Raw genomic sequence first — 712 nt, 5'->3', positions numbered from 1 at the left:
ACCAGTTGGCGCTGCAGTGCGATGGTCGCCGTGGAGACCACCACCGTGTCGCCGGATTCGACGGCGTGCCGGATGGCAGGCACGAGATAGGCCAACGACTTTCCCGTGCCCGTACCCGCCTGCACTGCGAGGTGCTGACCGGTGTCGATGGCGTTGGCGACGGCGGAGGCCATGCGGACCTGCCCGTCGCGGCGTTTGCCCGACAGCGCGGTCACGGCGGTGTCGAGGAGGGCGGTCACCGGCGGGAGCCCGGTCGCCCGCGAGGTAGTTGGCCCCGAGGCGTCCGACTTGGCGGCATTCGCTACAGATAGGTCGGTCACTAGGAAGCGGCCTGTCCGCCGTAGACCAGATCGCCCACGAGCGTGACGCCGGCGTCGCGCATGCTTGTCAGCGCGGCGTTGGCGGTCGGTTCGGAGACTGCCGCAGTGAAGTTCAACAGGACGCGGGTGTCGAAACCCTCGTTCGCGGCGTCGATCGCAGTGGCGCGTACGCAGTGATCGGTGGCGATGCCGACCACGTCGACACTGCGCACGTCATGGGCGCGGAGCCAGTCGGTGAGCGTGGTGCCGTCGTCCGAAGCGCCCTCGAATCCCGAGTACGCCGCGCTATAGGCACCCTTGGAGAACACCTCTTGGACCTCGGAGGTATCGAACTGGGGCGAGAACGCGACGCCGTCCGTCCCGACCCTGCAGTGCGGCGGCCAGGTGTCGAC

2 protein-coding genes are annotated in these 712 nt (G+C 68.5%); both read right to left on the bottom strand.

The features are described 5' to 3' along the window. On the bottom strand, positions 1-239 hold a 239-nt coding region (locus B3T59_RS17250; protein WP_287004461.1), incomplete at its 3' end, for a DEAD/DEAH box helicase. Positions 240-319: 80 nt separating this feature from the next. Beyond that, on the bottom strand, positions 320-712 hold a 393-nt coding region (locus B3T59_RS17245), incomplete at its 5' end, for an isochorismatase family protein (RefSeq protein WP_287004459.1).

It is taken from the genome of Gordonia sp. UBA7860 (assembly GCF_002500165.1).
Classification (GTDB): Bacteria; Actinomycetota; Actinomycetes; order Mycobacteriales; family Mycobacteriaceae; genus Gordonia; species Gordonia sputi.
This window is presented reverse-complemented; position numbering and strand designations above follow the sequence as displayed.